Origin of the sequence: Mesorhizobium sp. M1C.F.Ca.ET.210.01.1.1 (genome assembly GCF_004791585.1) — a bacterium.
Lineage (GTDB): Bacteria > Pseudomonadota > Alphaproteobacteria > Rhizobiales > Rhizobiaceae > Mesorhizobium.
This window is the reverse complement of sequence record NZ_SRUU01000001.1, coordinates 56,463-79,497: the sequence shown is the minus strand read 5'-3', so window position 1 is coordinate 79,497 and position 23,035 is coordinate 56,463. Positions and strand designations below refer to the sequence as shown.

Genomic DNA, 23,035 nt, shown 5'->3' with positions numbered 1-23,035 from the left:
CTAAGGCTGCAATCGTCAGGAGCGGCTTGAGGAAAGATCTCATGTCTTCTCGCTTCTCTTCTTTGATGGTTCAGACACTCGACCTAGAGGCCAAGCATCTCCCGTGGATCGAAGGTGACCCGGATGTCGTTCCAGATGTCCTGCTTGCCGGCAGGAACCTGCAGGCCGGCCACATCGCATTTTTGAACGGCGCGCACGGCGCTTTCATCGAACTGCCGGTTGCCGCTCGACTGCTCGACCGAGGGGCGGCCGTCGAGCTTGCCGTTGGTGTCGAGATTGAATCGGACCACGACGACGAAGTTCTCCGAACCCTCCAACCCGACAGGCAAAGTCCAGCAACCGCCGAGCTGCGACTCCAGAGCCCCCTGCTCGGACTTCGACAGCTTCTGGCCCTGGTCCTTCTCGCCGCCGAGCGAGGACTGCTGCGTCGAGCGCTTGGCGCCGCCGCCGGACGGCTTCTGCTTATCGAGCAGCGCCGTTATCTCGTCGGCGTTGAACTGCTTCTCATCCGACTTCGGCTTCAAGGAGGCCTCCTTGACCGGCTTTTCCGCGTCCTTGCGTTCCGGCGCCTTGGCACTCTCGGCCTGGGCGGGCTGCGGCTTCGGCCGCGCTTCCGGCGCAGGAGCGGAGTCCGGAAGCTTGGCCTCTTCGGTCGGCTGCTCCTTGGCGATCGCCTCGGCGACGGCGTCGGGCTTCACCTCTTCCTTAGGCTGGATGGCGGCGGTCTTGTCCGGCTGCGGGGCCGGTGTCGGCTCCTTGGCCGGTGTCGGCTTCGGTTCCGTCTGCTTGACCGGTTCGGGCTTGACCTCTTCCTTCGGCGCAGGCGTCGGCGCCACTTCGGTCGCCGGCACCGGCTTCGGCTTTTCCTGCGGCTTCGGCACGTCCTCGACGGCCGGCTTTTCGGTCGGCGTCGGCGCCGGCGGCGGCGCGGAGGTCTTTTCGACCGGCTTCGGTTTGGCTTCGTCCGTCACCGGCTTCTCGGTGTCGACGCTGTTCTCGCCGACCTTCTGGGCATCGGGAACAATATCCGGCCGCTTGGTCGGCAGCGGCGCCGGCTTGTCATGCATGACCGCTTTCTTGTCGCCCTGCAGCGTCTGCGCGATCGCTTCCATCGGCACGATGTCGACCGCCACCGACTCCACGTCGGAAGCGGGCATGGCCGGCGGCGAGGACAGCGTGAACAGGCCGAAGGCCAGCGCCACCGCATGCAAGATCACCGAGGAGGTGAGGCCGGTCCTCATTGTTCGTCTATTGGTCCTGTTCCTGCAGCGAAACCAGGCCGATGTTCTTGTAGCCGGCCGCCGAAATGCGAGCCATGACCTTCATCGCGGTGCCATAGTCCGTCGACTTGTCGCCGCGGATGAAGATGCGCTCGTCATAGCCGGTCTTCGAGATCGCCTGCAGCTTCGCCACCAGTTCCTCTATCGGGATCTCGGTTTCCTGCAGGTAGATCTGGCCGGTGGCGTTGATCGACACGGTGATCGGCTGCGTGTCGACATTCATCGCCTTGGCCTGCGTGTCCGGCAGGTCGATCGGCACACCGACGGTCAGGAGCGGCGCGGCGACCATGAAGATGATCAAAAGCACCAGCATCACGTCGACCATCGGCGTGACGTTGATTTCCGACATCAGGCCATGATGGCGTCCGCGCCGCCTGTGGCCGCGTCCGCCTCGCCCTATGCCACCTGCGCTAGCAGCAGACATCCCCATGATCGTACCTCAGGCCTTCTGGGCTACTTTTTCATCGATTTGGCGCGAGAGTATGGCGGAGAATTCGTCCGAGAACCCTTCCATGCGCATAGCGAGTTTGTTCGCATCCGATGACAGCTTGTTGTAGGCGATGACGGCGGGGATCGCCGCGAGCAGGCCAATGGCCGTCGCGAGCAGCGCTTCCGCAATGCCGGGCGCCACGACCGACAGGCTGGTGTTCTTCGAGGCGGCGATCGCCTGGAAGGAGGTCATGATGCCGATGACGGTGCCGAACAGGCCGATGAAGGGGGCGGCCGAGCCGGTGGTGGCGAGGAAGCCGAGACGGCCCTCCAGCCTTTCCATCTCGCGGGTCAGCGCCAGGTCCATCGCCTTGTCGATGCGGGTCTGCAGCGCCAGCGCCGATTTCGCGCCCTTCTCGAAGCTCTTCTTCCATTCACGCATGGCAGCGACGAAGATCGCGCCCATGCCGGTGGTCTTGCGGTCGGCGAGCGTGCGGTAGAGCTCCTCGAGCGACTGTCCCGACCAGAACACCTGCTCGAAGCGGTTGAGCGCCATCCGCATGCGGCTGTAGGCGACAAGCTTGTCGATGATGATCGCCCAGGTCCAGATCGAGGCGCAAAGCAGGCCGATCATGACCAGTTTGACCACCCAGCCGGCCTGCATGAACAGGGCCCATATCGACAAATGCGCGCCTGGGTCGGCGAGTGCGATGTTTTCCATGACTTAAGTCCTTAAGATTTTCCGGGGCATCGCTGGCGGCTGGCCCATGGGCATCCCTTTGGTCCGATTGCGCGAAGCTTGAAGCTGCGGCACAAGCCCCGAATGCACCGTTTCGCGGCCTTTTCGGGGCAAATATTGGTGAAAGGAAGGCGCACGAATTGCGCCAATCTTCACCAATTCCTTCATGAACCGTTATGGTTAAGGATGGGTTAGGACATGAAGCGCGGCGCATTGCCGCGCCCGCCCGGCCCGCGCGGCGCCTCGCATTGGCTGGGTCAATGCCTCGATGGCTGCCTGCCAGGGACCGAGATCAGCTGCGGCCCTTAGGAACAAAAGCCGCGACCCACTCCTTCGGAAACCGCCTCGGCCTGCCATTCTCGCCGATGATCGCGGCTTCGACTTTTGCCTCGACCAGCACCTCGCCACCGCGCTTCAGTTGCTGCGCCATGAAGATGCGGGCGCCGGAAATATCCTCGGTACGCGTTTCGATGGTAAGGATGTCATCCATGCGGGCCGGCGAACGGAAGTCGATCTCCATGCGTCTGACCACCCAGACGATGCGCTCGCCATGCTTGCCATCCAAAAGCTCGGTGTGATGGACGCCGGCCAGCCGCAGGTAATCCGAGCGGCCGCGCTCGAGGAATTCGAGATAGCGTGCATGGTAGACGACGCCGGAGAAGTCGGTGTCGGCATAGTAGACCCGGGCCATCAGGCGATGGCCGGATTCCGTCAGCGCCCCGGAAAGGCCGGCGCTGAGCGCCGCCGATTCACCATGATCGTCCATCGCGCTTTCCTTTTGAGGTCCAAACAGGCAGGTGTTTTCGCGCGGGAACCGGATGGCACTGTTGGGCGCGATGATCAAGACCTTGATGGCGGCGCTGCTGGCGCTTGTGGCTCTGGCATTGCCGGCCGAGGCGGCGACGTTCTCGGGGAAGCGCGGCCTCAACCTCGACCAGTGGACGACCTGGACCGGCGAGGACAAATGGAACGATCCGAACGCCATCCTGCCCTATCCGGAATGGCGCAAATTCCTGAAAGAGGATGACCTCAAGGCGCTGAAGGATGCCGGCTTCGATTTCCTGCGCATGCCGGTCGATCCCGCGCCCTTCCTGTCCGACGAGACGCTGTCGCTGCGCGACGACCTCTACGCCAGCGTGCGGGACTCGGCGCGCCTGATCAACCGCGCCGGACTGAAAGTGATCGTCGACCTGCATCTCATCCCGGCCGGCGGCAACCGCAAGATCGGCATGAGCCAGGTGATGGACGATCCGGCCACCTTCGACGCCTATGTCGAGCTCGTGCGCAAGATGGCGCATGCGCTGTCGCAAGAAGACCCAGGCCAGGTGGCCTTCGAGCTGATGAACGAGCCGATCGTCGATTGCGACGACAGCGGCACCAACCTGTGGCCGGACCGCCAGAAGAAATTGTTCGCGGCGGCGCGGTCTTCCGCCACCAGGTTGACGCTCATCCTCACCGGGGGCTGCTATTCGAACGCAACATCCCTGGCGAAGATCGACCCGAAGGCGATCCCTGACGACAACATCATCTGGGCCTTCCATTCCTACGATCCGTTCCTTCTGACGCATCAGGGCGCGACCTGGGCCGGCGACTTCATCCGCTATGTCACCGGCCTGTCCTATCCGTTGACCGCGGTGCCGCGCGCCCGGCTCGATGTGGCGCTGGAGACGATCCGCGACGGGATCAAGGCCGAGGCGCCATGGACGCGCCGCGGCGGCATGCTTGCCTATCTCGACGAGCAGGTCGCCGCCATGGACACGCCCCAGAAGCTCATCGGCGTGATGAATGCGCCTTTCAAGACCGTCGAGGAGTGGGCGAAGGCCAACGGTATCAAGCCGCAAGACATCACGCTCGGCGAGTTCGGCATGATCCGCCAGGAGTACGGCAACGCCTATGTCATGCCCGCCGAATACCGCGCCGCCTATGTCAGGGACATGATCGCGCGGGCCGAGGCGCATGGCTTCTCCTGGTCGGTATGGGGCTATGGCGGCGCCTTCGGCATCGTCGACGCCTTCGACGGCAACAAGGCCGAGCCCAACGTGATGGACGCGATCAGGTCGCTTCGCTGAGGCGGGCTTAGCCCAAATCGATCTGCAGGATTTCGGGCCGCACACCAAGGCGCACCGGCATTATGCTGAAGCCGAGCCCGCCGGACACGATCAGGTTGCGGTCGTTCTCGACGACGTGGCCATAGGCATAGCGGTTGCCGAACTCCGACGGCACGACCGGCGAATAGCCGAACAGCCGGACCTGCCCGCCATGGGTGTGGCCGGACAGCGTCAGCGAAACCCGCCACGGCACCTTCGGAAAAATGTCCGGCTCATGCGCAAGCAGGATGACGGGCGCGTCGTCGTTCACCTTGGCGAGCGTGCCGTGGAGATCGTCCAAGCCCTTGAAGCCGTGCCGGCCGAGCGCTTTGCTTGGCCGGATGGCCAGCTGATCCGCAAGTCCGGCGATCCAGAAGCCATGCCCGTCCTTCTCCAGCCGCACGACATCGTTCTCCAGCACCGGGATGCCGATGCCCTCCAGCGCTTTGCGCGCGATCGTTGGTCCGGCTCCGGCTACCTGCGCGGCATAGTCGTGCCACCAGTCGTGGTTGCCGAGGATCGAGAGCACGCCGAGCGGCGCCCTCAATCCTGAAAGAGCGGAGGCCCAATCCGGCGCGGACACGTCGGTCGTCACCAGACGCATTCCGTCGACATAGTCGCCAAGCAGCACGATCAGGTCTGGCTGCAAGGCATTCGTCGTCTCGGCGAGCGAAGCGATCCGCTCGGGCGTCATCCAGGGCCGGCAGGCATGGATGTCGGCCAGCGCCGCGACGCGAAGCTTGAGCCCCGCCGGCCAGTGCGGCGGCGTCAGGGTGTAGCGTTTCACATGGGTGAGCAGCATCGGCTCGATGCCGACCGCATAGGCACTGAGCGACACCATCGACAGAAATGAGCCGCCGATGAGGCGCAGGAAGCCACGTCTGGTGATCATCAGTCAGCCCAAGCCCTTGGGGATTCCGTCAAGCGAGCTTGCTTTAAAGGCGGCAATTGTGCCTTCAGCTGGGCCGAGGCGAGCAGATTCTGCGCAGACAGGCGGTTCCTCGCCCGACAGGCGAACAAATGTCCGTTACTCTTCCTGGAACAGGCCGATCTGCTGCTGCGCGAGGTCCTTTGGTGCCTCGAGGCCGAGGTGCCGCCAGGCATTGGCGGTCAGCACGCGGCCGCGCGGCGTGCGCTGGATGAAGCCCTGCTGGATAAGATAGGGCTCGATGATGTCCTCGATGGCGTCGCGCGGCTCGGACAGTCCGGCGGCGATCGTCTCGATGCCGACCGGGCCGCCGCCGAAGTTGCGGGCGATCATCGAGAGATAGCGGCGATCGAGCGCGTCGAGCCCGAGCCCGTCGACCTCGAGCCTCGTCAGCGCTTCGTCGGCGATGCGTCTGTCGACATGGCCGTTCCCGGCGACGGAGGCGAAATCGCGCACCCGGCGCAACAGCCGGCCGGCGATGCGCGGCGTGCCGCGGGCACGGCGCGCGATCTCCAGCGCGCCATCGTCGCCGAGCGGCATCGAGAGAATCCGTGCGCCACGGCGCACGATCTGCTCCAGCTCCTCCACCGTGTAGAAATTGAGCCTGACCGGGATGCCGAACCGGTCGCGCAGCGGATTGGTCAGAAGCCCGAGCCGGGTTGTCGCCGCAACCAGCGTGAAGCGGGCGAGATCGATCTTGACCGAGCGCGCCGCAGGCCCCTCGCCGATGATGAGGTCTAGCTGGAAATCCTCCATCGCCGGATAGAGGATTTCCTCCACCGCCGGGTTGAGCCGGTGGATCTCGTCGATGAAGAGCACGTCGCGCTCCTCGAGATTGGTGAGCAGCGCGGCCAGATCGCCCGCCTTGGCGATGACCGGCCCCGAGGTCGAGCGGAAGTTGACGCCGAGTTCGCGCGCCATGATCTGCGCCAGCGTCGTCTTGCCTAGCCCGGGTGGGCCGACGAACAGCACATGGTCGAGTGCCTCGCCGCGGCTCTTGGCGGCGTCGACGAAGACCTTGAGATTGGCGCGCACGGCCGCCTGGCCGACGAACTCGTCGAGCGACTGCGGCCGCAAGCTCTGGTCGGCATCCTCACCGCGCTTGTCGGGGGCAATGAGGCGGGGCGAAAGGTTCATGTCTTTGTCCTTGCACACGCCATGGCGAACGGCAAGCCAACGCTCACCGCGCCAGTTCCTTCAGGCCGAAGCGGATCAGCTTCGAGGCGTCCGCGCCTTCGCCGGCCGTCTTCAGCGCTGCCGAAACCGCATTGGCGGCGATGTCGCGCGAATAGCCGAGATTGACCAGCGCCGAGACGGCGTCGGTGATGGGGGCCGGCGCCACGCCTTCGCCGAGTTCCTGCTTGAGCCCGATCGTGCCGCTGGCTGCGCCCGCATAGGCCGGCGCCTTGTTCTTCAGTTCGGTGACGATACGCTCGGCCACCTTCTTGCCGACGCCTGGCGCGCGGGAGACCATGGCGATGTCGCGCAGCGCGATCGCATTGGCGAGATCGGGCGGCGCCATGGTCGACAGCACCGCGAGCGCCACCTTGGCGCCGACGCCCTGCACATTGTTCATCAACAGGCGGAACCATTCGCGCTCGAGCGCCGACTGGAAGCCATAGAGCCTGATCATGTCCTCGCGCACATAGGTCTCGATAAACAGCACCACCGCCTCGCCGGGCGACGGCAGCGATGCCAGCGTGCGGGCCGAGCAGTGGGCGACATAGCCGACGCCATGCACGTCGACCAGGCAGGAGTCCTCATCGATCTCGTCCAGCGTGCCTTTCAGTTTGCCAATCATGTCCTGGCCTTCATGGGTGTGTTTCCGGAGAGATGATTTCGAGCTCGGGAAAATAGCTGCGGTAACGAGCAGGGTCGCGCGTCAAAAGACGGTGCCCGGCAACGGTCGCATGAGCGCCGATGAAGAAGTCGGGCAGCGTCCTTTCGCGAACCCCGCCGGCGCGACGGTAACGGGAATGCGCGACGCCGGCCACAAACGCCGCCTCCCAAGGCACAAGCTCGCGGTCGATCTCGAGCATGTCCGTTGCTCTTTTAAGCTGCGCTTCCGTCGCAATCAGCGGGGCAAGCTCGGACCAGACAATCGTGTTGACCACCAACGCGCCTTCGCGCCGACAGGAGGCAATGGCATTGGCCGACCATTCCGTCGACAGCCCGACCGGACCCCAGACGTCGATCAGCACATTCGTGTCAACCAACGTCGAGATCTTCACGCGAGCCCCTCAACCATTCCATATACTCGTCGGTCGTCATGCCACCCAGATCCAGTGTTCCCTCCATCTTGTCGAGAACCTCCCTGAATTTGCGAAAGGCTTCCTCCTCGGACAGGTTTTGGTTGACCGCGACGAGCCGGGCGCCCTCGTCGGTCGCCACGAACTCCACCTCGGAACCCGGACCTATACCCAGGTGATCTCTTATCTGTTTGGGGATTGTGACTTGCCCCTTGGTGGTCACACGCATGGTAATACCTCGCAGGTATTACTTACCGTCTTGATGAGAACAAGTCAAGAACAAGCCTATCCGGCAATGGCCATCCGATAGGCAGCGCTCTGGCGGTGATGCGCGTGGCAGATGGCGATGGCCAGCGCGTCGGCGGCATCGTCGGTCTCGAAGACCGCCTTCGGCATCAGCACCTTCACCATCATATGGATCTGCTTCTTCTCGCCGTGGCCGACGCCGATCACCGCTTTCTTGACCGCATTCGGGGCATATTCGGCGACAACCAGCCCGGCGCGCGCCGGCACCAGCATCGCGATGCCGCGGGCCTGGCCGAGCTTCAGCGTCGCCGTCGCATCCTTGTTGACGAAGGTCTGCTCGACCGCGGCCTCGTGCGGCATGGCCTGATGCAGCACCTCGACCAGCCCGTCATGCAGTTGGCAGAGCCTCGTTGCCAGCGGCGCCTTGTCGTCCGATCGCACGGTGCCGGAGGCGACGAAGCGCAAAGAATTGCCGAGGCTCTCGACGATGCCCCAGCCGGTGCGCCTGAGGCCCGGATCGATACCGATGATGCGAATCGCTTCCCCCATGCGCCAACTCTAACCTCCGGGCACGGCGATGCCAGCGAATTGTGAACAAACCAGAAACGCTGTCTCGCGACATGCCTCCGGCTGCTTCAGAATTCGCTCTGACGCGGCAGATGGCGCTGTTTTCGAGAACCGGGGCGAAGCGTACTTTCAGTACGTGAGCACCGGAAACGCAGAAAACGGCGTCAGGTGCCCGTCAGAATAGAATTATCGAGCAGGCGGATCAGCCGCGGGCGAAGGCCGTGTTCAACAGGCTGATCTGGTCGGACACCGGATTGGCGCGGCGGACGGCGGACGGCGCGTCGTTCATGACCCCACCATAGATCTCCTCGTCCATGCGCTTTACCAGTGCCTGCAGGCGCAGCGACCGGCTCACCAGGTCCAGGAATTCCTTCGGCAGCTCGCTCCAGCCGAGCGCTTCGTCATGCGCCGAAGCGGTGTCGAGCCGCACCTTGGATTTTTCCGAAGCGACCTGGTCGCGGGTCATTTCGCCGGAATTGGCCGCCCGCTGCAGAAGCAGCCAGGAGGCGACCTGCATCAGCCTTGTGGTCAGCCGCATGGATTCGGCCGCGTAGAGTGTCGCCGCCGTGCGCGACAGCTTCTTGGCCTCGAGCCGGCCCTTGCCGTCGAGATACTCGGCCGCCTGCTCGACAAGGCCCATGCCCTCCTGATAGAGCGGCTTGAAGGATTGGGAGAACACCCGGCGTTCCGCGAGTTTTATGGTTTTCGCGCTGCCCTTCGAAGGCTCGGTCATCGATACGCCCCTGCACTGCCGCAAGCCGATTCGGCATCCTTGCCGATACGTCCTGCACCCTTAAACGACTGAGGCTTGAAAATGCGCTTCGATGCCCACGAAGGCAAGCGCATGTTTAACAAACGGTTAACGCCGGACCGCGCCTTGGCTGGCCACCAGCGGACAAAAAAAGAGCCGCGGATAAGGCGGCTCTCAGGAGTTTAACAGGGAGGCGTCAAACAAAGTGGCTCCAACCACTCGGTAAGAATCCAGAAAAACTGGATGCGCATAGTAAACGCCTGTAAAGCTTAATGAAGTCTTAACACCAATTCGAATTTTTGACCGAACCGGCATTCCTGTGCCGGAATGGGACGAGCCGGTTTACCCCGGCGGCCGGTATGAAGACCGGATTCTCCCATGCTTCTCGCGGCGCCGAAACATGCTGGTCGCCGCTGCGACATCGTTCCGAAACACGTGCCGCGCAAAACGCCGCTCCTCGCAAGGACTGGCGCAAATCCGCGCCGTCGCCAATCAGGAAAGAAATGCAGGAGCAAAGCATGGACTGGTACTCGATCGTCAAATTCCTTCACGTCGTCTCGGCCGTTCTGTGGGTCGGCGGCGGTTTCGTCCTGTTCCTGCTCGGCCTGCTTGCCGAGCGCGCCGGCAAGATCGAGGACAAGCTCCAGGCGTTGCGCGCCAGCGGCCAGCTCGGCGGCAGGTTCTTTGCGCCGATGTCGATGCTCACTCTGATCTTCGGCCTCATCATGTGCGGCTTCTGGGTGGGCTTTTCCGAGCTGTGGATCGTCATCGGCCTTGCCGGCTACGCCACGACCTTTTCGATCGGCATGCTCGTCTTCAAGCCGACCGGCGAGCGGATGGGCGCCATGGTCGCCAAGGAAGGCGTGACGCCCCCTGTTCTCGCCATCGGCCAGCGCATGATGAGCTGGGCGCGTTTCGACTATGCGGTGATGCTGGTGATCATCGCCGACATGGTGCTGAAGCCCACCATGAACGACATCGGCATCCTCGCCGGCATGGTGCTGGTGATGGCGGCCGGCGCGGCTCTCGCCCTTGGCGGCAGCCGCCAGATGGTGCCGAGCGCGGCCTGAGAGCGTCATGCCCAGGGGGCGGCTGCCTGGCCGCCCCATCTGCTACATAAGCCCCGCGATGCCGTCCCAAAGCAGCTTGACCGCCACCACGGCCACCGTCGCGTAGGTGAACGGATAAAACACTTCCGGGCGCATGCGGCGCACCAGCCAGGCGCCGGCAATGGTGGACAGCGGCGCCAGCGGCATCAGCGCAAAGGAAGCGATTAGGTTGGTGCTGTCGAACTGGCCGAGCGCGAAATAAGGGATGAGCTTCAGCGCGTTGGTGGCGGCAAAGAAAATCGCCGCCGTCCCCGACAGCACCTTCGGGTCGAGCCGGATCGGCAGCGCATAGACCTGGAAAGGCGGGCCGCCGACATGGGCGACGAAGCTGGTGAAGCCGGCGACCGTGCCCCAGAAGGCCGCCGCGATCCGGTTCGGCTCCGCCGCGTGGTCGGCGCCGTGGCGGAACTGCAGATAGATCCAGCGCAGCACGAAGACCAGCGCGACCGCGCCGACGATCAGCCGCACCATCTCCTCGGTCACCAGGGCCGCCGTCAGCCAGCCGAGGCCGATGCCGATGACGGCGCCCGGCATCATGTCGACCAGCATCTTGCGGTCGTAGATGCCCCACCACGTCCATACCGAGACGACGTCCATCAGGCAAAGGATCGGCAGCAGGATGGCGGCCGCCTGCACCGGCGGAATGGTCAGCGCCATCAGCGGCACGCCGACGAAGCCGACCGCGCCGCCGAAACCGCCCTTCGACAGGCCGACGAGGATGACCGCCGGAATGGCGGCGGCATAGAACCAGGGATCGCTGAGCAGGCCTGTCATAGGGAACGGGGGGTGAGAGCGGCTGGGAGGATGACGGGAGACCCGCAATAGACCACAAAGCGGAGGACCGCGATAGCCGATGTGTCCTGTCAGCCGGTCGGCACGACCAACTGTCTGTAAGCCGAGTTCCCGGTTTGCGGCAAGCGCCTGGGCCATGCATAAGGTCACCGGCCCAGCACAAGGTTTTTGACAATGAGCGAAGTCGTGATCCGCCGCGCGGAAAAAGCCGATCTCCCGGCGATCGTCGCGATGCTGGCCGATGACGCGCTTGGCCGTGCCCGCGAGAAAGCAAGCATGCCTTTGGCGCAAGCCTATCTGGATGCCTTCGCGGCGATCGACGCCAACCAGACCCAGTTCCTGGCGGTGATGACGGACGGCGACGATGTCATCGGCACGCTGCAGATCAGCTTTCTCCCGGGGCTGTCGTTGCAGGGCGCCTGGCGCGGCCAGATCGAGGCGGTGCGCATCGCGGCGAACCGGCGCGGCGAACGGCTCGGGCAGCGCTTGCTGGAATGGGCGGTCGAAAGATGCCGCGAGCGCGGCTGCAAGGTCGTCCAGTTGACGACCAACAAGAGCCGGCTTGACGCGCACCGCTTCTATGAGCGGCTTGGCTTCAAGGCGAGCCACATCGGCTACAAGCTCGAACTCTAGCGGTTGGTGTCGTTGCCTGTCGGCAATCGCGGCCGCAGCCCTACATCTTGTCCGGTCCCGGGTCGCCACCGGCGGCGGTGATTGCGAGCCGGCTCAGATAGTGAGTCCAGCCCTTCTCATGGCTGTCGCAAATCTCTCGGTCGGCAAGGCCGCTATGGGTGAGCTTGACCCGCGTTCCGCCGGACTCTTCGACCAGATCGATTTCAACAAGGCTCGAACCGGGCGGTGTCTTGTCGTTGCCCTCCCAGCCGAAGCTGTAGGCAAGGCGGTGGACGGGTACGACCTCGGTGAATTGGCCGCGTGCCGTGGCTCTTCCTGCCAAATTCAGCAAGTAAAGCCCGCCGGGGTTGAGCTCTGCCGTTGCCTCCGTTCCCATCCAGCGCACGATCTTGTCGGGGTCTGTCAGGAAAGCGAAGACCGTCGCCGGCGGCGCCGCGATCTGCACCTCACGACGAACGATCAAGGGCTCAGCCATCGAAACCTCCCGAGTTTACGTGCGGCAACATGGCTCGCCCGACAGGCGGCGCCGGACAAGCGCTTTCGATTCGAAGCCAAATCGCCCTTCCGTTCAACAAAAATCTCGTTGGGTTATTTCACGCTGGTGACAGCGACGGAACGCCGAAGCATGATCGTATCGATGCGGCTTTCTTCAACTCTCGCCTGGCTGGTCGACAGCGCCGGCGTCGCCGTCCAGCCGGATGATTTCCTGGCTACGCTCGGCGCGCGCCTGGTTGACGATGGGCTGCCGCTCGCCGGTGGAGCCCTGACGCTCGCCGCGCCGCATCCGATCATAACGCGCCGCGCCTGGCTGTGGCGGGCCGAGACAGGGGTCGTCATGGAGGCTCTGGGTTTTGGCGCCGGCACGATGCCTGGAGCCGGAGAGGAGGATCTTGGACGCGAATGGCTGGCGGGACTGGGAACCGGTGTTGTGCACGATTACACGGTTGGGCCTGAGCGTGAGTATGCGCAGTCCGAGAATCCAAAACTGAATTGGGTCGCGACCCGGCCTCTCGCGAAGCACGAATCGAACTCGCTGGACCAGGTGGCGCGCTTCGCCGCCGCGCCGCTTGCCGCTCTCGCCGCCAGGTCGGCGCTGTCGGCCCTGCTTCAGGCCTATCTCGGGCAGCGAAGCGCGGCGCAGGTGTTGGCCGGCCGTTCTCGGCGCGAGGTCGGCGAGTCGATCCGCGCTGTCCTGCTCTACAGCGATTTGCGCGACTTTACCGCCCTGTCGGAGAAGACGGACGCCGAACAGGTCGTGGCGGCGCTCAACGCCAGCTTCGACCGCATCGCCGGCGCCGTTCACGCTTTTGGCGGCGAGGTACTGAAGTTCATTGGCGACGGGGTGCTGGCGATCTTTCCTGTCGGCGAGCGCTCGGCTGCAGCGGCTTGCGAAGCAGCGTTGCGCGCGGTCGGAGCGGCGCGGGCGGGGATGGCGCAGCTCAATCAGGTCCGCACCAGCCAGGGCATGCCCGCGCTGCAGTTCGGCATGGCGCTGCATCTGGGCGACATGGTGTGGGGCAATATCGGCACAGCCGACCGGCTGGATTTCACCGCTATCGGCCCGGCCGTGAATCTCGTCAGCAGGCTCGAAGGCCTGTGCCGGCCGCTTGGACGGAGTGTGCTGATCTCGGGGGCTGTCACGGCGGAAATATCAACGCCCATGGTCCCGCTGGGCGAACATCAATTGCGCGGAATCGCCAGATCGTGCGCCGTCTTCGGCCTGGCGGACGGGTGACCCCTGGACCGCCGTTCTCGATGGCTCTGGGCGCGGCCTTCTGACGATCCTGCTTCGCCCGCCTGTTCAAGCCGGGCGCTTTGCTCTATGCCGCAATGCAACCATCTTCGCCCCGCATAGGCGAAAACCGGAATCGAAGACCGATGAACGATTTAACGCCGCCCAACCGCTGCCGTATCGTGCTGATCGCGCCGCCGCTCGCGACGGCCGAACACATCTGCGCGGCGTTCGGCGGCGGCGACGTTGCTTCGCTGATCCTCCCCGCTAACGGCATGGACGATGCCACCTTCCAGGCCTTCGCCGAGAAGATCGTGCCGGTCGCTCAAGCTGCCGGCATCGCGGTCATCATCGCCGGCGACAGCCGCATCGCCGGCCGCGTCCACGCCGACGGCATCCACGTCGAGGCAAATCGCAAGGAGCTCGCCGAGACGATCGAGCGCCTGGCCGACAAGATGATGGTCGGCGCCGGCGGCGCCAAGACCCGCGACGAGGCGCTGGAACTTGGCGAGGAGCGGCCCGACTATATGTTCTTCGGCCGTTTCGGCTACGACAACAAGCCCGAGCCGCATCCGCGCAACCTCTCGCTCGGCGAATGGTGGGCGCAGATGATCCAGATACCCTGCATCGTCATGGCCGGGTTCGAGCTCGCCTCGGTGGAGACGGTGGCGGCCACCGGAGCCGAGTTCGTGGCGCTCTCCAGCGCGGTCTTCGCCAACGGGCTCGATCCACGCGCAGCGGTCGCCGCGGCCAACGCGCTGCTCGACGAAACCGCGCCGCGCTTCGAGGACTGACGTGCGCTGGCCCCGGCTTCCCTTTGCGGCGTTGGCCGCTGCCTTGGCGATCCAGGCGGCCGCGGCGGCGGGCACGGAGACGGTGCCGGTACCGCAGCCCAGACCGGATACAAACGCGCCGGATAATGGCGCGCCAAGTACCGGCGCTCCCAGCGCCGGCGCCCCGGGTACCGCAGCCCCGAACGCTGGCGTCCCGAATGCGGACCCGGTGCATAGCGACAAGGCGATCGAAACACCGCTGCCGCAGCCGGCGACGCTCTCGCCGCCATCGGCCGATACCGTCAATCCCGATCGCTTCGGCGCCAAGCCGCCGGACGCCGCATACGGCGCCTTCCAGCGCGGGCTCTACAAGACCGCCTACAACCTCGCCTTGATCCGGGCCAAGAACGGCGACCCTGCGGCCCAGACACTGGTCGCCGAGATCCTGTCGCGCGGGCTGGGCGTGCCGCTCAGCGCGGCGGAGGCCGCGAAATGGTATGGGCTTGCCGCCGAGCAGGGCGTGCCGGAGGCGCAGTTCCAGTACGCGCTGATGCTGCTCGACGGTCGCTACGTGAAGAAGGACGGCAAGGAAGCCTATGCGCTGATGCAGGCCGCCGCCGAGGCCGGCAACCGCCTGGCGCAGTTCAACTTCGCCCAATTGCTCGTCCAGCAGGATCCGGGCGACGCCGGCCTCGCCAAGGCTGCCGTCTACTACGAGCGCGCCGCCGCGACCGGACTTGCCGACGCCGAATATGCGATGGCGCAACTCTACGCCAACGGCGCCGGCGGCAGGCCGCATGACGATGCCAAGGCGCGTATGCTGCTGGCGCAGGCCGCGCGGCAGAACTACGACACCGCGCAGATCGATCTCGCCGCCTGGATGATCGAGGGACGCGGCGGCGAGCGCGATCTGAAATCGGGCTTCGCCTGGATGAGGCGCGCGGCCGCGGGCGGCAACGTCGCCGCCCAGAACCGCCTCGCCAAGCTCTATATGGGCGGCATCGGCACCGACCCCGATCTGATCCTGGCCGGAGCCTGGTACATCGTCGCCCGCCGCGCCGGGCTGGTCGACCCGCAGATGGACGATTTCCTGCAGGGCCTCGACGACGAACAGACCAGGCAGGCTTTGCAGAAGGCGAACCGGCTGCCCTGACGGCGCTTGGCCGCGGCGGCCGGCTCTGTGACCGCCGCTCTTGCATGCCACCCTCTCCCTTGCCTCTCCGCAGGATTTGTGGTCTTGGAGGCGCCAAGGCGCGCTCCGCGCGAAAAAATCTCATTCCGGATCAGTTCATCATGGCCAAGATCAGTGGCAGCGAAATCCGTCCCGGCTATGTCATCGAGCACGATGGCGGCCTGTGGGTGGCGGTCAAGACCAATACCGTCAAGCCTGGCAAGGGCGGCGCCTACAACCAGGTCGAGCTGAAGAACCTGATCAACGGCACCAAGCTCAACGAGCGCTTCCGCTCGGCCGAGACCGTCGAGCAGATCCGGCTCGATCTGAAGGACTTTTCGTTCCTCTACGAGCAGGGCGACGCCCTGGTGTTCATGGACACCGAAAGCTACGAGCAGCTCGAGCTGCCGAAGGATTTCGTCGGCGAGCGCGCCGCCTTCCTGCAGGACGGCATGATGGTGACTGTCCAGCTCTATGAGGAACGGCCGATCGGCATCTCGCTGCCCGACCAGGTGACGCTGACCATCACCGAGGCCGACCCGGTGGTGAAGGGCCAGACGGCGGCATCCTCCTACAAGCCGGCGGTGCTGGAGAACGGCGTCCGCGTTCTCGTGCCGCCCTTCATCTCGGCCGGCGAGCGCATCATCGTCGACACCAACGAGATCACTTACGTCCGCCGCGCAGAGTAACGGCAGCAGGAAGAAAAAATGGCACGCTCCGCGATCCTCAATGTCATGGTCCAGGCCGCGATGAAGGCCGGCCGGTCGCTGTCGCGCGATTTCGGCGAAGTGCAGAACCTGCAGGTCTCGATGAAGGGACCCGGCGACTATGTCAGCCAGGCCGACCGCAAGGCCGAAGAGATCGTCTTTGCCGAGCTGTCCAAGGCGCGGCCGGGCTACGCCTTTCTCATGGAGGAGCGCGGCGCCGTCGAAGGCGAGGACGGCCAGCACCGCTGGATCGTCGACCCGCTCGACGGCACCACCAATTTCCTGCACGGCATCCCGCTCTTCGCGGTCTCGATCGCGCTGGAGCGCCAAGGCCAGATCGTCGCCGGCGTCGTCTACAATCCGGCGATGGACGAGCTCTACACCGCCGAGCGCGGCGGCGGCGCCTTCATGAACGACCGCCGGCTGCGCGTCGCCGGACGCGCCAAGCTCACCGATGCCGTGATCGGTTGCGGCGTGCCGCATCTCGGACGCGGCCAGCACGGCAATTTCCTGATCGAGTTGCGCAACGTCATGGCCGAAGTCTCCGGCGTCCGCCGCCTCGGCTCCGCCGCGCTCGATCTCGCCTATGTCGCGGCCGGCCGCATGGACGGGTTCTGGGAAACCGGCCTTTCGGCCTGGGACATCGCCGCCGGCACGCTGCTCATCCGCGAGGCGGGCGGCTTCGTTTCGGATATGAATGGCGGGCAGGACATGCTGGAGGCCGGCTCCGTCGTCGCCGGCAACGAGATCATCCAGCGCGCGCTCCTGAAGACGGTGAAGAAGCCGCTTGCGCCCCGCTGACAGGTTGTCGCAGCTGCCAGGTTGGCCGCGCTGACTGGTCGGCCCGGCTGAAACGCGCGGCGCACTGAAGCAAATCGAGGTACTACGTCGTCCTTTGCGCGTCGAAAGGACGCGCCGCTGTCGTCGCAAAACCGCAACCGAAGCTTGAAATACTGATCCGCGACTGCCCAGATTAGAGTTGCAGGATCACTCATGAACGACGCGCGCCCAAACTCCCAGATCGAAATCCCCTTCGTGGGGCGCTGGCATTATTCGCGCGCCGAGATGATCGCTGATGGCGTCGTCCATGCCGTGGGCATCGTGCTGGCGATCGCCGCCGGCTCGGCCTTCCTGGCTTTGGCCGCCTTCCATTCCGGCCCGGGCGAATATGTCGCCGCCGTCTTCTACGTCGTATCCCTGCTCACCGTGCTGTCGGTTTCGCTGGCCTACAATCTGTGGCCGACATCGTGGCCGGCGAAGTGGATCCTGCGCCGCTTCGACCACGCCGCGATCTATCTCCTGATCGCCGCCACATACACGCCTTTCCTGGCCCAGCTCCGCACTTCGCCGCTTGCCGTGCCCATGATCGTCATCGTGTGGAGCGCGGCGGCGATGGGCATCGCGATCAAGATGTTCCTGCCCGGACGCTACGACCGGCTGGCGATCCTCTTCTACCTCGCCATCGGCTGGAGCGGCGTCCTGCTCGCCGGACCGCTGGTCGAGACGCTGCCGACCGCCTCCGTCGCGCTGCTCATCGCCGGCGGCATCGTCTATTCCTTCGGCGTCATCTTCTTTGCCTGGAAGGGGCTGCGCTTCCACAATGCCGTCTGGCACGGCTTCGTCGTCGCCGGCGCGGGGCTGCACCTGGCCGCGATGGTCGACTGCCTGGTCATCAACCGGTTCTGAACGAGTGCGTTTCGCCCAAAAGTGCGCAGCGGTTTTGGGAGAACGACATGCATCAAAAGAGATTGAAGCGCGTCGCCTGAATATCTTCCGGCGCGACGCGCTTTGGAGCAGTTCCAGCAAAAGTGTGAAGCGCTCAGGCTCGACGACTTCGCCGTAGCCCTTCCGTCCGGAATTGCCTCAAAACAAGGCGGCGGCGGCGATATTGCCAAGCGCCATTCAATTTGGTCACAATTCCGTTTAGAGTCGCGGCAATTCTGCGGCGGGTAGCATCGCAAACGGGGCACGGATGGCTTTTCTCAGATCCTTCGGCAGGCGCTCGGATGTCCTGGTCTACGATCCGCACAAGCTGTCGAGCCCGCAGGTCTTCCTGCTCACCATGGTGATCTTCCTGGTCATCGTCGCCTTCATCGCCGCCATCCTCACCCGCCAGATCTCGAGAGCCTTCTCCAGCAATCCCGGCCTCAACGGGCTGATCATCGGCGTGCTCGCCGTCGGCATCCTGCTCGCCTTCGTCCAGGTCGGCCGGTTGTTCCGCGAAGTGCGCTGGGTCAATTCCTTCCGCGCCGGCTCCGAGACGACCGAGCCGGTGCTTCTTGCGCCTATGAAAGCGATGATCGGCCGCTCGTCGACGATCGCCTTCTCGACCTCCTCGATGCGCACCATGCTCGATTCCATCGCCACCCGCCTCGACGAAAGCCGCGACACGTCGCGCTATCTGGTCGGCCTCCTGGTGTTCCTCGGCCTGCTCGGCACTTTCTGGGGCCTGCTCAACACCATCGCCTCAATCCGCGAGACCATCGAGGCGCTCGACCCCGGCACAGGCGACGCCGCCGCAGTGCTCGACGCGTTGAAGCAGGGCCTTTCGGCGCCGCTCGCCGGCATGGGCACGGCCTTCTCGTCCTCGTTGTTCGGTCTCTCCGGGTCGCTCGTGCTCGGCTTCCTCGACCTGCAGGCCGGCCGCGCCCAGACCCGCTTCTACACCGAGCTTGAGAACTGGCTGTCCTCGGTCACCGACCTGTCGTCCGACATCGTCGTCTCCGATCAGGCGCGCGCCGAGCCGTCGGAAGAAATCCGGCTGCTGTCGGAGCGGCTGCGCAGCCTGCAAGAGAATGGCGGTGGCTCCAACCCGCGCGTCGCCACCGCCATGGCCAACCTGGCCGACGGGATTTCCGGCCTGGTCAAGAACATGCGCTCCGAACAGCAGATCATGCGCGACTGGGTCGAGGCCCAGTCCGACGAGCAGAAAGCCATGCGCAACACGCTGGAAAAGATCGCCGACGCGCTGAAGAAGCAAGGGGTCCACTGACGTGGCGCTGGCAAGACGGCGCGCCGACCGCCGCATCGACTACTGGCCGGGTTTCGTCGACGCGCTGTCGACACTGCTGCTGGCGATCATGTTCCTGCTGACGGTGTTCGTGCTGGCGCAGTTCCTGCTCAGCCGCGAGATTTCGGGCAAGGACACGGTGCTCAACCGGCTCAACTCGCAGATCAACGAGCTGACCCAACTGCTAGCGCTGGAGCGTTCGAACAGCCAGGACAAGGAAGACTCGCTCGCCAACCTGCAGGCTTCGCTGTCGGCGGCAGAGGCCGAAAAGAGCCGACTCGAACAGCTGCTGGCCCAGGGCGCCGGCGCCGGCGATGCCGCCAACAAGCGCGCCGCGGCCCTCTCGGGCGAGCTCGGCAACCAGCGTCAGATCAGTCAGCAGGCGCTGAGCCAGGTCGAGATCCTCAACCAGCAGATCGCGGCTTTGCGCAAGCAGATCGCGGCGCTCGAGGACGCGCTCAACGTGTCCGAGCAGCGCGATCGCGACTCCAACACCAAGATCGCCGATCTTGGCCGCCGCCTGAACGTCGCGCTGGCGCAACGTGTGCAGGAACTCAACCGCTACCGCTCCGACTTCTTCGGCCGGCTGCGCGAGATCCTCGCCGACCGCGAGAACATCCGCATTGTCGGCGACCGCTTCGTCTTCCAGTCGGAAGTGCTGTTCCCGACCGGCTCCGACGAGATCAACGATGCCGGCAAGGTCGAGATGAAGAAGCTCGCCGACGCCGTCATCGAATTGCAGAAGGAAATCCCGCCCGAGATCAGCTGGGTGCTGCGCGTCGACGGCCACACCGACAACAAGCCGCTGTCCGGCACCGGCCGCTATCGCGACAACTGGGAGCTTTCGACGGCGCGCGCGACGTCGGTGGTGAAGTTCCTGATCGAGAATGGCGTGCCGGCCAATCGGCTGGTCGCCGCCGGCTTCGGCGAGTTCCAGCCGCTCGATCCGGCCGACACCGACGACGCGCGCAGCAAGAACCGCCGTATTGAACTGAAGCTCACCGAACGTTGATTCAAACTCACGCGAAATTGTTCGCCGGCTCAACTCTAGGGCGCGGACGGCGACCGGCAAGGCCTGAAAACATTATATTTTTTTAATTACACATCGCAAATTGACGCTCCTAGCTTGCCGCGCAGGGCCGGGGACCGCCGGCGATGCCTCCCATCGCGACGCGACGGAACCGGACGGCCCGCAAGGTCGGAAGGCGCGGCAGCATGGCTGCGCCCTTCCCCAGCAGAAGGATGCGCCGTCATGCGCGCTTCGACATCTCTCAAGACTGCAACCCTCGCCGCGGTTCTGATCGCCGCTCCGCTCGCCAGCGCCTACGCCGCCGGGCATCACAAGGGCGCCCTCGACGCGACCGATCCAACCGACATGACCGGACCGCGCGTGACCAGCCTCATCCATCAGGTCCAGGGCGTGGACCAGGGCATCAAGGATGCGCGGGAAGCCAACACCATCTCGGCTGCCGAGGCTGAGCAGCTGCATAGGCGTGCCGCCCACATCAGCCAGGCCGCCGAGAAGGTCGCCGCTTCGGATCATGGCAGGATTCCCGCCACCCAATATCACGCCCTGCTGCGCCGTCTCGATCTTGTCGATCAGAAGCTGATGGTCGACACCGGCAGCGGCTTCCTGATGGGCGACGGCGCCGACGGCGGTCACTATCCGAACGGCTGAGCAATTCCAGGAAAAGTACGAAGCGGTTTTCCGTCCGGAGTTGCGTCAAAGCGCAACATCGCTCGGAGGAAACGGAAGGGACCAACTGGCGCCCGAGGAACCTGGCTCCAAGGGCGTCCTTTTTCGATCGCGTCCTATTGATCGCGTCTTTTTGATCACAGGCCGAGCCAGAGCGCCACGATGGCCAGCACCGCCGGCAGCGTCTGGATGAACAGGATCTTCCGGCCGACGGTCGCCGCGCCGTAAAGGCCGGCGATGGCAACGCAAACCAGGAAAAACACCTTGATCTGGAATCCGCCGCCGCCGAGATAAAGGCCCCAGATCAGCCCGGCGGCAAGAAAGCCGTTATAGAGCCCCTGGTTGGCGGCGAGCACTTTTGAGGCGCTGGCAAAGTCAGGCTTCAGGTTGAACGCCTTGTGGCCGCGCGGCGTATCCCACAGCACCATCTCCAGATAGACGATGTAGCAGTGGATCAGCGCCACCAGCCCGACCAGGATATTGCCGGTCATTGTCCCCTCCGCTCGTTCTAATCAATGCATTGATCACGCGCTGCCATCGGTAGGCAAGATGGGCTGACCCGAAACCGACGGATCAGGGTTGCCAAGGTCGATGCCTTGGTATCTTTTCGCGCCAGCCCATCTGCAGCCGGAATCCATCCATGTCCTTCCAGAAACTCGACCAACTCGGCCATAAGCTCGAAGCCCTGGAGCATGCGCTGGCCATCCTCGGCGCCGACGAAGCGACCCACATGGCGGTCGGCGGCGGCGAGAAGCGCGCCGAAGCGGTGTCGACACTCGCCGGCATGCTGCACGCCCAGGCGACCGCGCCGGAGATCGGCGACTGGATCGCCGCCGCCGAAGCCGAGCCCTTGAACGACGAGCAGCGGGCGGCGGTGCGGGAGATGCGCCGGCAATACACCAATCTCACCTGCCTGCCTGTCGAGTTTGTCGAGCGCCAAACGATCGCGCGCATGCGCTCGGAGCAGCTCTGGCGCGACCTGCGCGCCAGGAACGACTGGGCCGGCTTCCTGCCGGCGCTGGAAGGCGTCGTGGCGCTGGTGCGGGAAGAGGCGGCGTTGCGCGCCGACGCACTCGGCCTCGCCCCCTATGACTCGCTGATGGAACAATACGATCCCGGCAACCGCGCCGCCGACATCACGCCGGTGTTTTCCGAGCTGAAGGCTTTCCTCAAGGATTTCCTGCCGCACGCGCTGGCTGTGCAGGATGCGCGGCTGGCCAAGCACCCGCTGAAGCCGCTTTCCGGCAGCTACGCCATCGACCGCCAGCGCGAGCTCGGCCTTGCCATGATGGCGGCGGTCGGCTTCGACCTCACCCACGGCTCGTTGTCGGTGTCGCACCATCCGTTCTGCGGCGGCGTGCCGAGCGATGTGCGCATCACCACCCGCTACAAGACCTCCGACTTCCTGTCGGCGCTGATGGGCGTGCTGCACGAGACCGGCCACGCGCTCTACGAGCAGAACCTGCCGAAAGCCTGGTCGCACTGGCCGCTCGGCAAGGCGCGCGGCATGGCTGTGCATGAGAGCCAGAGCCTTTTCGTCGAAAAGCAGATCGGCCGCAACCCCGCCTTCTGGCGCTGGGCGTTGCCGGTGGTCGAAAAACATCTCGGCGAAGCCTGGTCGCTCGACGCCATCCTGCCGCACGTCCACCATGTCGAGCGCGGCCTGATCCGCGTCGACGCCGACGAGGTCACTTATCCGCTGCATGTCATCCTGCGCTACGAGCTCGAGCAAGAGCTCGTCTCCGGCCGGCTGGAAGTCGTCGACCTGCCAGAAGCGTGGGACGCCAAGATGCGCGACTATCTCGGCCTGTCGACCATCGACAACCCGGCCGACGGACCGATGCAGGACGTGCACTGGCCGGGCGCCGCCTTCGGCTACTTCCCGTCCTATACGCTGGGCGCGATGATGGCGGCGCAGCAATGGGCCGCCTTGACCAGGGAGCATCCGTCCGCCGACGAGGATCTCGCCAAGGGCGATTTCGGCGCCATCAACGACTGGCGGCGCAAAAGGATCTGGTCGCAAGGCTCGCGCTGGTCGACGCCGGAACTGCTCGAGCGCGCCACCGGTGAAAAACTCAACGCCGCCTACTTCACCGAACATTTGCGCAAGCGCTATGGGGACTGACGCGCAGCGGT

27 protein-coding genes are annotated in these 23,035 nt (G+C 64.8%); 13 read left to right on the top strand and 14 right to left on the bottom strand.

The window, feature by feature from the left end; all coding sequences use genetic code 11:
• Positions 1–83: 83 nt before the first annotated feature.
• From EN853_RS00435 to ybgC, 4 genes are all read right to left on the bottom strand, one after another.
• The gene (locus tag EN853_RS00435) at positions 84–1,241 is read right to left on the bottom strand and encodes an energy transducer TonB (RefSeq protein ID WP_127857325.1); all 1,158 of its coding nucleotides are present in this window, start codon (positions 1,239–1,241) and stop codon (positions 84–86) included.
• A gap of 7 nt (positions 1,242–1,248) precedes the next feature.
• The gene (gene tolR, locus EN853_RS00430) at positions 1,249–1,710 is read right to left on the bottom strand and encodes a protein TolR (RefSeq protein ID WP_127857324.1); all 462 of its coding nucleotides are present in this window, start codon (positions 1,708–1,710) and stop codon (positions 1,249–1,251) included.
• Positions 1,711–1,719: 9 nt separating this feature from the next.
• Positions 1,720–2,430 carry a protein TolQ gene (gene tolQ, locus EN853_RS00425; RefSeq protein ID WP_127857323.1) on the bottom strand — a complete coding sequence of 237 codons (711 nt, stop codon included), beginning with the start codon at positions 2,428–2,430 and terminating at the stop codon, positions 1,720–1,722.
• Positions 2,431–2,740: 310 nt separating this feature from the next.
• Entirely contained in the window at positions 2,741–3,214 is a 474-nt protein-coding gene (ybgC, locus tag EN853_RS00420; RefSeq protein ID WP_127857322.1) for a tol-pal system-associated acyl-CoA thioesterase, read from the bottom strand.
• Between the two features lie 52 nt (positions 3,215–3,266).
• On the opposite strand from ybgC, the gene EN853_RS00415 reads away from it, so the two are divergent.
• Positions 3,267–4,517: a cellulase family glycosylhydrolase gene (locus EN853_RS00415; RefSeq protein ID WP_127857321.1), complete on the top strand. Its 1,251-nt coding sequence runs from the start codon at positions 3,267–3,269 to the stop codon at positions 4,515–4,517.
• A 7-nt stretch (positions 4,518–4,524) separates the two neighbouring features.
• Here the strand turns inward: EN853_RS00415 and EN853_RS00410 are convergent, their stop codons facing one another.
• The 7 genes from EN853_RS00410 to EN853_RS00380 form a co-directional block, all read right to left on the bottom strand.
• Positions 4,525–5,427: a metallophosphoesterase gene (locus EN853_RS00410; protein WP_127857320.1), complete on the bottom strand. Its 903-nt coding sequence runs from the start codon at positions 5,425–5,427 to the stop codon at positions 4,525–4,527.
• A 135-nt stretch (positions 5,428–5,562) separates the two neighbouring features.
• The gene (gene ruvB, locus EN853_RS00405) at positions 5,563–6,600 is read right to left on the bottom strand and encodes a Holliday junction branch migration DNA helicase RuvB (RefSeq protein ID WP_127857319.1); all 1,038 of its coding nucleotides are present in this window, start codon (positions 6,598–6,600) and stop codon (positions 5,563–5,565) included.
• Positions 6,601–6,643: 43 nt separating this feature from the next.
• Positions 6,644–7,264 carry a Holliday junction branch migration protein RuvA gene (gene ruvA / locus EN853_RS00400; protein ID WP_127857318.1) on the bottom strand — a complete coding sequence of 207 codons (621 nt, stop codon included), beginning with the start codon at positions 7,262–7,264 and terminating at the stop codon, positions 6,644–6,646.
• 10 nt (positions 7,265–7,274) lie between these two features.
• Positions 7,275–7,694: a type II toxin-antitoxin system VapC family toxin gene (locus EN853_RS00395; RefSeq protein ID WP_127857317.1), complete on the bottom strand. Its 420-nt coding sequence runs from the start codon at positions 7,692–7,694 to the stop codon at positions 7,275–7,277.
• Positions 7,672–7,941: an AbrB/MazE/SpoVT family DNA-binding domain-containing protein gene (locus EN853_RS00390; protein ID WP_127857316.1), complete on the bottom strand. Its 270-nt coding sequence runs from the start codon at positions 7,939–7,941 to the stop codon at positions 7,672–7,674. The genes EN853_RS00395 and EN853_RS00390 overlap by 23 nt, the downstream gene beginning before the upstream one ends.
• Before the next feature lie 56 nt (positions 7,942–7,997).
• A complete protein-coding gene (gene ruvC / locus EN853_RS00385) occupies positions 7,998–8,507 on the bottom strand; it encodes a crossover junction endodeoxyribonuclease RuvC (RefSeq protein ID WP_127857315.1) in 510 nt (169 codons plus the stop codon).
• 220 nt (positions 8,508–8,727) lie between these two features.
• Entirely contained in the window at positions 8,728–9,258 is a 531-nt protein-coding gene (locus EN853_RS00380; protein WP_127857314.1) for a DUF1465 family protein, read from the bottom strand.
• A 536-nt stretch (positions 9,259–9,794) separates the two neighbouring features.
• Here EN853_RS00380 and EN853_RS00375 point away from each other — a divergent pair.
• Positions 9,795–10,346, top strand: a complete 552-nt coding sequence (locus EN853_RS00375; RefSeq protein ID WP_127857313.1) for a DUF2269 family protein — start codon at positions 9,795–9,797, stop codon at positions 10,344–10,346.
• 42 nt (positions 10,347–10,388) lie between these two features.
• Here the strand turns inward: EN853_RS00375 and EN853_RS00370 are convergent, their stop codons facing one another.
• Complete coding sequence (locus EN853_RS00370; protein ID WP_127857312.1) at positions 10,389–11,159, bottom strand: sulfite exporter TauE/SafE family protein; 771 nt, start codon at positions 11,157–11,159, stop codon at positions 10,389–10,391.
• 192 nt (positions 11,160–11,351) lie between these two features.
• On the opposite strand from EN853_RS00370, the gene EN853_RS00365 reads away from it, so the two are divergent.
• Positions 11,352–11,810, top strand: a complete 459-nt coding sequence (locus tag EN853_RS00365) for a GNAT family N-acetyltransferase (RefSeq protein WP_127857311.1) — start codon at positions 11,352–11,354, stop codon at positions 11,808–11,810.
• A gap of 40 nt (positions 11,811–11,850) precedes the next feature.
• Here EN853_RS00365 and EN853_RS00360 read toward each other — a convergent pair whose 3' ends face one another.
• Positions 11,851–12,285 carry an SRPBCC domain-containing protein gene (locus EN853_RS00360; protein ID WP_127857310.1) on the bottom strand — a complete coding sequence of 145 codons (435 nt, stop codon included), beginning with the start codon at positions 12,283–12,285 and terminating at the stop codon, positions 11,851–11,853.
• A 162-nt stretch (positions 12,286–12,447) separates the two neighbouring features.
• Here EN853_RS00360 and EN853_RS00355 point away from each other — a divergent pair, with 162 nt between their 5' ends.
• From EN853_RS00355 to EN853_RS00315, 9 genes are all read left to right on the top strand, one after another.
• Entirely contained in the window at positions 12,448–13,545 is a 1,098-nt protein-coding gene (locus tag EN853_RS00355; protein ID WP_127857614.1) for an adenylate/guanylate cyclase domain-containing protein, read from the top strand.
• A 143-nt stretch (positions 13,546–13,688) separates the two neighbouring features.
• Complete coding sequence (locus EN853_RS00350) at positions 13,689–14,336, top strand: thiamine phosphate synthase (RefSeq protein ID WP_127857309.1); 648 nt, start codon at positions 13,689–13,691, stop codon at positions 14,334–14,336.
• A 1-nt stretch (position 14,337) separates the two neighbouring features.
• Positions 14,338–15,468 (top strand): tetratricopeptide repeat protein, encoded by a 1,131-nt coding sequence (locus EN853_RS00345; protein ID WP_167524336.1) that lies wholly within the window; start codon positions 14,338–14,340, stop codon positions 15,466–15,468.
• Positions 15,469–15,608: 140 nt separating this feature from the next.
• A complete protein-coding gene (efp, locus tag EN853_RS00340; protein ID WP_127300627.1) occupies positions 15,609–16,175 on the top strand; it encodes an elongation factor P in 567 nt (188 codons plus the stop codon).
• 18 nt (positions 16,176–16,193) lie between these two features.
• Positions 16,194–16,994 carry an inositol monophosphatase family protein gene (locus EN853_RS00335; RefSeq protein WP_127857308.1) on the top strand — a complete coding sequence of 267 codons (801 nt, stop codon included), beginning with the start codon at positions 16,194–16,196 and terminating at the stop codon, positions 16,992–16,994.
• A 192-nt stretch (positions 16,995–17,186) separates the two neighbouring features.
• A complete protein-coding gene (locus EN853_RS00330) occupies positions 17,187–17,879 on the top strand; it encodes a hemolysin III family protein (protein ID WP_127857307.1) in 693 nt (230 codons plus the stop codon).
• Between the two features lie 286 nt (positions 17,880–18,165).
• Positions 18,166–19,185 carry a MotA/TolQ/ExbB proton channel family protein gene (locus EN853_RS00325; protein ID WP_127857306.1) on the top strand — a complete coding sequence of 340 codons (1,020 nt, stop codon included), beginning with the start codon at positions 18,166–18,168 and terminating at the stop codon, positions 19,183–19,185.
• 1 nt (position 19,186) lies between these two features.
• Positions 19,187–20,215 (top strand): peptidoglycan -binding protein, encoded by a 1,029-nt coding sequence (locus tag EN853_RS00320; protein ID WP_127857305.1) that lies wholly within the window; start codon positions 19,187–19,189, stop codon positions 20,213–20,215.
• A gap of 240 nt (positions 20,216–20,455) precedes the next feature.
• Entirely contained in the window at positions 20,456–20,881 is a 426-nt protein-coding gene (locus tag EN853_RS00315; protein ID WP_127857304.1) for a hypothetical protein, read from the top strand.
• A 155-nt stretch (positions 20,882–21,036) separates the two neighbouring features.
• Here EN853_RS00315 and EN853_RS00310 read toward each other — a convergent pair whose 3' ends face one another.
• A complete protein-coding gene (locus EN853_RS00310) occupies positions 21,037–21,390 on the bottom strand; it encodes a DUF1304 domain-containing protein (RefSeq protein ID WP_127857303.1) in 354 nt (117 codons plus the stop codon).
• A gap of 149 nt (positions 21,391–21,539) precedes the next feature.
• Between EN853_RS00310 and EN853_RS00305 the strand changes: the two genes are divergently transcribed.
• Positions 21,540–23,024 carry a carboxypeptidase M32 gene (locus EN853_RS00305; protein ID WP_127857302.1) on the top strand — a complete coding sequence of 495 codons (1,485 nt, stop codon included), beginning with the start codon at positions 21,540–21,542 and terminating at the stop codon, positions 23,022–23,024.
• Positions 23,025–23,035: the final 11 nt, after the last annotated feature.

Coding starts and splice junctions, on each gene's coding strand:
- EN853_RS00435 (WP_127857325.1), bottom strand. CDS start 1,241: ATGAGGACCGGCCTCACCTCCTCGGTGATCTTGCATGCGGTGGCGCTG.
- tolR (WP_127857324.1), bottom strand. CDS start 1,710: ATGGGGATGTCTGCTGCTAGCGCAGGTGGCATAGGGCGAGGCGGACGC.
- tolQ (WP_127857323.1), bottom strand. CDS start 2,430: ATGGAAAACATCGCACTCGCCGACCCAGGCGCGCATTTGTCGATATGG.
- ybgC (WP_127857322.1), bottom strand. CDS start 3,214: ATGGACGATCATGGTGAATCGGCGGCGCTCAGCGCCGGCCTTTCCGGG.
- EN853_RS00415 (WP_127857321.1), top strand. CDS start 3,267: ATGGCACTGTTGGGCGCGATGATCAAGACCTTGATGGCGGCGCTGCTG.
- EN853_RS00410 (WP_127857320.1), bottom strand. CDS start 5,427: ATGATCACCAGACGTGGCTTCCTGCGCCTCATCGGCGGCTCATTTCTG.
- ruvB (WP_127857319.1), bottom strand. CDS start 6,600: ATGAACCTTTCGCCCCGCCTCATTGCCCCCGACAAGCGCGGTGAGGAT.
- ruvA (WP_127857318.1), bottom strand. CDS start 7,264: ATGATTGGCAAACTGAAAGGCACGCTGGACGAGATCGATGAGGACTCC.
- EN853_RS00390 (WP_127857316.1), bottom strand. CDS start 7,941: ATGCGTGTGACCACCAAGGGGCAAGTCACAATCCCCAAACAGATAAGA.
- ruvC (WP_127857315.1), bottom strand. CDS start 8,507: ATGGGGGAAGCGATTCGCATCATCGGTATCGATCCGGGCCTCAGGCGC.
- EN853_RS00380 (WP_127857314.1), bottom strand. CDS start 9,258: ATGACCGAGCCTTCGAAGGGCAGCGCGAAAACCATAAAACTCGCGGAA.
- EN853_RS00375 (WP_127857313.1), top strand. CDS start 9,795: ATGGACTGGTACTCGATCGTCAAATTCCTTCACGTCGTCTCGGCCGTT.
- EN853_RS00370 (WP_127857312.1), bottom strand. CDS start 11,159: ATGACAGGCCTGCTCAGCGATCCCTGGTTCTATGCCGCCGCCATTCCG.
- EN853_RS00365 (WP_127857311.1), top strand. CDS start 11,352: ATGAGCGAAGTCGTGATCCGCCGCGCGGAAAAAGCCGATCTCCCGGCG.
- EN853_RS00360 (WP_127857310.1), bottom strand. CDS start 12,285: ATGGCTGAGCCCTTGATCGTTCGTCGTGAGGTGCAGATCGCGGCGCCG.
- EN853_RS00355 (WP_127857614.1), top strand. CDS start 12,448: ATGCGGCTTTCTTCAACTCTCGCCTGGCTGGTCGACAGCGCCGGCGTC.
- EN853_RS00350 (WP_127857309.1), top strand. CDS start 13,689: ATGAACGATTTAACGCCGCCCAACCGCTGCCGTATCGTGCTGATCGCG.
- efp (WP_127300627.1), top strand. CDS start 15,609: ATGGCCAAGATCAGTGGCAGCGAAATCCGTCCCGGCTATGTCATCGAG.
- EN853_RS00335 (WP_127857308.1), top strand. CDS start 16,194: ATGGCACGCTCCGCGATCCTCAATGTCATGGTCCAGGCCGCGATGAAG.
- EN853_RS00330 (WP_127857307.1), top strand. CDS start 17,187: ATGAACGACGCGCGCCCAAACTCCCAGATCGAAATCCCCTTCGTGGGG.
- EN853_RS00325 (WP_127857306.1), top strand. CDS start 18,166: ATGGCTTTTCTCAGATCCTTCGGCAGGCGCTCGGATGTCCTGGTCTAC.
- EN853_RS00315 (WP_127857304.1), top strand. CDS start 20,456: ATGCGCGCTTCGACATCTCTCAAGACTGCAACCCTCGCCGCGGTTCTG.
- EN853_RS00310 (WP_127857303.1), bottom strand. CDS start 21,390: ATGACCGGCAATATCCTGGTCGGGCTGGTGGCGCTGATCCACTGCTAC.
- EN853_RS00305 (WP_127857302.1), top strand. CDS start 21,540: ATGTCCTTCCAGAAACTCGACCAACTCGGCCATAAGCTCGAAGCCCTG.